We start from the raw sequence: 5,617 nt of genomic DNA on the forward strand, positions 1-5,617 counted from the left end.
GGCGGCGCCCGGTACGCAGACACGCACCACCACGTCGAGCCTCGGCCCCGTGAAGACGACGACCACGGTGACCACCACCGTGAGCAAGCCCCAGACCCTGCAGCCGGGCGATCCGCGAGCGGCGGCGGCGGTGGCCGCCATCGCCGCCAAGGACCCGGGGCTGGCGGCCAAGGTGGCGGCGCAGTTGAATGTCCCCTATCCGCCGCCGGCGGGCGCGGTACCGCCCGGCTCCAGCGTCACCGTCACCCAGGAGCCCGGAGGCGCGACCAGGATCACCAGCGTGCAGGTCAAGAGTGGAACGGCGGCGGTGAATCCGTCGCTCCTGCCGGCGGAGGCGCACCAACTGGCGGTGGCCGCCATCGCCGCCAAGGACCCGGCTCTGGCCGCGGTGGTGGCCACCGCCCTGGGCCGCACGGGAGCCGCGGCCGCCATCGAGAAAGCGGCGGGCGGCGACGCGGCGGCCGCGCCCGCGTCCGGCTCCAACGGCGGCGCCTGGCCCGACCACGATCCCACCGTGGTCCTGAAGGGCACGCACAATCCCGCCTACTTTATCTCCTGGCAGAGCCAGAAGGAAGTCATCAAGGAACTCTCGCGGCGCTCCATCCTGCTGATCTGGGGAGGCCCCATCCTGACGGTGGTGTGCGTGCTCTATATCCTGGGACGATTCGGCCTGTTGTGAGGTAAGCTGCCACGGGCAGCGCGGAGGAGAAAGGGTTATGGCAATCGTGGTCCTGCTGGTCCTGTTGTTCGTCATCGCGGGGGTGATCTGGTACCTGGTCACCATCTACAACAGTCTGGTCGAGCTCAAGAACGACATCGACAAGGCCTGGTCGAACATCGACGTGCTGCTCAAGCAGCGCCACGACGAACTGACCAAGCTGCTGGACGTGGTGAAAGGCTACGCCCAGTACGAGCAGTCCACCTTCCAGAAGATCACCGAGGCGCGGGCGCTGTGGTCCAAGGCCACCACCGTGGATCAGAAGGCGCAGGCCGACGCCGCCTTGACCACAGCCGTCCGTGGCCTGTTCGCCGTGGCCGAGAACTATCCCGAGCTGAAGGCCAACACCAGCTTCATGCAGTTGCAGGGGCGGATCACGGAGATCGAGAACTCCATCGCCGACCGGCGCGAGTTCTATAACGACAGCGTGAACACCTTCAACATCCGCATCGCCCAGTTCCCCGACATGATCGTGGCCGGCATGATGCACCTTACCCCGCGCACCCTCTTCAAGGCCGACGAGGCCGACAAGGCGGACGTGAAGATGGACTTCTCGACGGCGGCGGGCAAGCCGTAGATCGGCTGTAGATTGCAGATTTCAGATTGCCGATTGCAGAACCGCTTGACATTCGCTTTTTATTCGCTTAAGATAGCGGCGAATGGCACTCACCCGGCGGCAACGCGAGCTTTACGACTTCATCGCCCGCTTCGTGCAGAAGAACGGCTACTCGCCCTCCTTCGAGGAGATCGGCGAGGGCCTGGGCCTCTCTTCCCTGGCCACGGTGCACAAGCACGTCACCAACCTGGAGAAGAAGGGCCTGCTCAAGCGCGACTACAACCGCAGCCGCTCCATCGACCTGCTGCCGCCCAAGGGCAAGATGAAGCTGGCCTTCGCTCCGGGCGTGCTGCCGCTGGTGGGGCGCATCGCTGCCGGCCGCCCGGTCGAGACCTTCGAGCAGCCCGACACCATCTCCCTCGCCGACCTCACCCGCGCCAAGGACGTCTACGTGCTCGAGGTGCGCGGCGATTCCATGCAGGACGAGCACATCGTGGACGGCGACTATGTGCTGGTGGAGAAGGTCTCGACGGCGCGCAACGGCGAGATCGTGGTGGCCCTGGTGGAGGGCGCCGAAACCACCCTCAAGCGCTTCTACAAGGAAGGCGCGGTCATCCGCCTGCAGCCCTCCAATCCCGCCGTGCAGCCCATCCTCGTTCCTGCCGCCGCGGTCGAGATCCAGGGGCGCGTGATCGGGGTGCTTCGCAAGTACTGAAAGCGGCGCTTAGCACTTAGCCTTTAGCATTTAGCCCGTCAAGTTCCGCCCCGACAAAGAAAAAGCCCGGCTGCGCGCCGGGCTTTCTGTGTCTGACGAATCTTCAGCGGCTAAGTGCTAAGTGCTAACGGCTAAAGTTGTTTGTCCAGCGCCTGCTGGATGCGCTCCTTGGGGACGTAGCCCACGATCTGCTCGGCCACCTTGCCGCCCTTGAAGATGAGCAGGGTGGGGATGCCGCGGACGCCGTAGCGCATGGGGGTAGCGGCGTTGCGGTCCACATCCATCTTGCCCACCTTGACGCGGCCGCTGTAGGCGGCGGCGACCTCGTCCACGACCGGGGCCAGGGCCTTGCAGGGCCCGCACCACGCCGCCCAGAAATCTACCATCACCGGCTGCGCCGACTGCAGCACCTCCTGGTCGAAATTCGCGTCGGTGACCTCGATGATCCCGTTGCCTGCCATTCCTCCTCCTGCCATGAGTGCCGAATCTTCACCGGGAATGCCCGGCTGTCAATCCTAACACCTCCACTGCATTGGATGCAGCGGGGTCAGGGAGGTCGCAACCGTGGCCCGCAGGCAGCGCGCCAGCCGGCCCGCCACCAGCCCCCAAAAAGCAAGCGTCCCGCGGCGGTAAAGCCGCGGGACGCGGGGTTGGCAGCCCTCCCCCAGAACTGCCAAACACGAGGCGATTCTAGGGGCGGACACGGTAATGTGTAAACATCACTTCAGTAATCAGAAAAGGCACTAGGGTAACCGCACGAGGTTCCTCGCCGCGCCACACTCCAGACCCACCCTTCCGTGGGAGGTGGCGGTGCGGCCGCCACCGGACTATAATGCGCGCGCTCGCCCCTGCGTTCGGCAAGCTACGTACGTCACCAGCCTCATCTGCGGATGAGCAGCAGTTTCCGTCAGGCCCCCTGGGCCGATTCCCCCGTGCGGAGGCACTGTTTATGGCTGCAATCACCTTCCAACTCAACGGAAAATCCCAGACCGTGGACGTGGACGGCGCCACTCCCCTGCTGTGGGTGCTGCGCGACACCCTGGCCCTGACCGGCACCAAGTTCGGCTGCGGCATGGGACTGTGCGGCGCCTGCACCGTGCACGTGGAGGGCGCGGCCACGCGCTCCTGCGTGACCCGGGTCGCCGAGGTGGCGGGCAAGCGCGTCACCACCATCGAAGGGCTCGCCGCCGCCGGCCAGCACCCCCTGCAGAAGGCCTGGATCGAGGAGCAGGTGCCGCAGTGCGGCTACTGCCAGTCGGGGCAGATCATGACCGCGGCCGAGCTGCTGCAGCGTAAGCCCCATCCCACCGACGCCGAGATCCGCGAGGCCATGGCGGGCAACCTTTGCCGCTGCGGCACCTACCTGCGCATCCAGCGCGCCATCCAGCGCGCCGCCGCCACGGGAGGTGCGCGATGAATCCCATCGTCAAGGTCGATCGCCGCGATTTCCTCAAAGTGACGGGCGCCGCCACCACCGGCCTCATCCTGGGCCTCTCCCTGCCGCAAAAGCTGCGGGCGGCCGCCGAAGAGGCAGCCTCCTTCCAACCCAACGTCTGGATCAACATCACTCCCGCCGACAAGGTCAAGATCTGGGTGGCCAAGTCGGAGATGGGCCAGGGCTGCCGCACCGGCCTGCCCATGATCGTGGCCGAAGAGCTGGAGGCGGACTGGAAGACCATCGAGGTCGTCCCCGCCGTGCTCGATCCCAAGTACGGCAACCAGGGCACGGGCGGCAGCCGCAGCGTGCGCTCCGGCTTCAAGCCGCTGCGGGAAGCGGGAGCCACGGCGCGCGCCATGCTGGTGGCGGCCGCGGCCGAGAAGTGGGGCGTCTACCCGGAGTCCTGCTCCGCCCGCGACGGGTCGGTGGTGCACAAGCCCACGGGACGCAAGCTGCGCTATGGCGCCCTGGCCGTGCTGGCCGGCAAGCAGGCCCTGCCCAGGCAGGTGACGCTCAAGGACCCGAAGGACTTCCGCATCATCGGAACGCGCGTGGCGCGCACCGACGTGCCCGACAAGACCGACGGCAAGGCCGAGTTCGGCATCGACGTGCGCGTACCCGGGATGCTCTACGGCAGCATCGCCAAGTGCCCGGTCTTCGGCGGCAAGGCGGCGAGCTTCGACGCCGCCAAGACCAAGGCCATGCCGGGTGTGAAGGGCGTCTACCAGGTTCCCAGCGGCGTGGCGGTGGTTGCCGACTCCTACTGGCAGGCGCTGCAAGGCCGCAACGCCCTAAACATCACCTGGGACGAAGGCCCCAACGCCCAGGTCTCGAGCGAAGGCATGCGCCGGCAGTTCGCCGAATTGGCCCAGCAGCCCGGCATCGTCGCCCTCAACAACGGCGACGCCGCCCAGGCGCTGGCCTCCGCCGCCAAGAAGGTGGAGGCGGTCTACGAAGTCCCCTTCCTGGCGCACGCCTGCATGGAGCCCATGAACTGCACCGCCGACGTGCGCGCCGACGGAGCGGAGATCTGGTCGCCCACCCAGGCCCCGAGCTGGGTGCAGGAGTACGCCGCCAAGGCGACCGGGCTGCCGGCCTCCAAGGTGAAGGTGAACATCACGCTGCTGGGCTCAGGCTTCGGGCGGCGGGCCATGCCTGACTTCTCCCACGATGCCGTCGACGTCTCCCAGGCGGCGGGCGCCCCGGTGAAGGTGATCTGGACGCGCGAAGACGACATCCACCACGACTTCTACCGCCCGCTCAGCTACCACAGGCTGAGCGGCGGGCTGGATGCCTCGGGCAACCCTGTGGCCTGGACGCACCGGGTGGTAGCGCCCTCCATCAGCGCCTACAACTTCGGCCCGCTCAAGGACGGCAAGGATGAGAGCCTGGCCGAGGGCACAGCCGTGGCCTACGCTATCCCCAACCTGCACGTGGACTACCACGTGGCCGAGAACATCGTGCCGGTGGGCTGGTGGCGCTCGGTCTACAACACCCAGACCGCCTATGCCAACGAGTGCTTCATGGACGAGCTGGCGGCGGCGGCGGGCCGCGATCCCTACGAGTTCCGGCTCAAGCTGCTGCAGAACGCACCCGCGCACAAGGCGGTGCTCGAGTTGGTGGCCGAGAAGGCGGGCTGGGGCAAGCCTCTGGCCCAGGGCCGCACCCGCGGCATCGCCGTGCACGACTCCTTCGGCTCCACCGTGGCCGAGGTCGCCGAGGTCTCGGTGGAGAGCGGCGCGGTCAAGGTGCACCGCGTGGTGTGCGCGGTGGCGTGCGGCATCGCCATCAACCCGGACTCCATCGAGGCGCAGGTGCAAGGAGCGATCGCGCTCGGCCTGGGCGCCGCCCTGAAGGGCGAGATCACGGTGGAGAACGGGCGCGTGCAGCAGGAGAACTTCAACGACTACCAGGTGCTGACCGCCGACGAGATGCCGGAGGTCGAGGTGTACATCGTGCCCAGCCGGGAGGCGCCGGGAGGCATCGGGGAGCCGGGCACGCCGCCCATCGCGCCGGCGGTGTGCAACGCCATCTTCGCCGCCACCCGCCAGCCAGTGCGGCGGCTGCCCATCCGCCTGAGCGCGTAGCTCGGGCTACGGCTTGGGCGCGGGCGCGGCCGGCGCGGGCGCGGGTGCGACTGGGGCGGGCAGCGTGAGCGGCCGGCTCAGCACCACTTCCATCTCGGTGTAC

General features: G+C 67.7%; 6 protein-coding genes. 5 read left to right on the forward strand and 1 reads right to left on the reverse strand.

The annotated features are described in order from the left end of the window. From VEG08_04695 to lexA, 3 genes are all read left to right on the forward strand, one after another. Positions 1–679, forward strand: a 679-nt coding sequence (locus tag VEG08_04695) for a hypothetical protein (GenBank protein HXZ27282.1), incomplete at its 5' end; no start/stop codon positions are given. A 37-nt stretch (positions 680–716) separates the two neighbouring features. After that, positions 717–1,295, forward strand: a complete 579-nt coding sequence (locus tag VEG08_04700; protein HXZ27283.1) for a LemA family protein — start codon at positions 717–719, stop codon at positions 1,293–1,295. Positions 1,296–1,377: 82 nt separating this feature from the next. Further along, positions 1,378–1,989 carry a transcriptional repressor LexA gene (gene lexA / locus VEG08_04705; GenBank protein ID HXZ27284.1) on the forward strand — a complete coding sequence of 204 codons (612 nt, stop codon included), beginning with the start codon at positions 1,378–1,380 and terminating at the stop codon, positions 1,987–1,989. 131 nt (positions 1,990–2,120) lie between these two features. Here the strand turns inward: lexA and trxA are convergent, their stop codons facing one another. Continuing rightward, complete coding sequence (gene trxA, locus VEG08_04710; protein HXZ27285.1) at positions 2,121–2,450, reverse strand: thioredoxin; 330 nt, start codon at positions 2,448–2,450, stop codon at positions 2,121–2,123. Positions 2,451–2,938: 488 nt separating this feature from the next. Between trxA and VEG08_04715 the strand changes: the two genes are divergently transcribed. Then, positions 2,939–3,406 carry a (2Fe-2S)-binding protein gene (locus VEG08_04715; GenBank protein ID HXZ27286.1) on the forward strand — a complete coding sequence of 156 codons (468 nt, stop codon included), beginning with the start codon at positions 2,939–2,941 and terminating at the stop codon, positions 3,404–3,406. After that, a complete protein-coding gene (locus tag VEG08_04720) occupies positions 3,403–5,514 on the forward strand; it encodes a xanthine dehydrogenase family protein molybdopterin-binding subunit (protein ID HXZ27287.1) in 2,112 nt (703 codons plus the stop codon). The genes VEG08_04715 and VEG08_04720 overlap by 4 nt, the downstream gene beginning before the upstream one ends. The last annotated feature ends 103 nt before the right edge of the window (positions 5,515–5,617 follow it).

Source organism: Terriglobales bacterium, from assembly GCA_035624475.1.
Taxonomy (GTDB): domain Bacteria; phylum Acidobacteriota; class Terriglobia; order Terriglobales; family Acidobacteriaceae; genus DASPRL01.

Coding starts and splice junctions, on each gene's coding strand:
- VEG08_04720 (HXZ27287.1), top strand. CDS start 3,403: ATGAATCCCATCGTCAAGGTCGATCGCCGCGATTTCCTCAAAGTGACG.
- lexA (HXZ27284.1), top strand. CDS start 1,378: ATGGCACTCACCCGGCGGCAACGCGAGCTTTACGACTTCATCGCCCGC.
- VEG08_04700 (HXZ27283.1), top strand. CDS start 717: ATGGCAATCGTGGTCCTGCTGGTCCTGTTGTTCGTCATCGCGGGGGTG.
- VEG08_04715 (HXZ27286.1), top strand. CDS start 2,939: ATGGCTGCAATCACCTTCCAACTCAACGGAAAATCCCAGACCGTGGAC.
- trxA (HXZ27285.1), bottom strand. CDS start 2,450: ATGGCAGGCAACGGGATCATCGAGGTCACCGACGCGAATTTCGACCAG.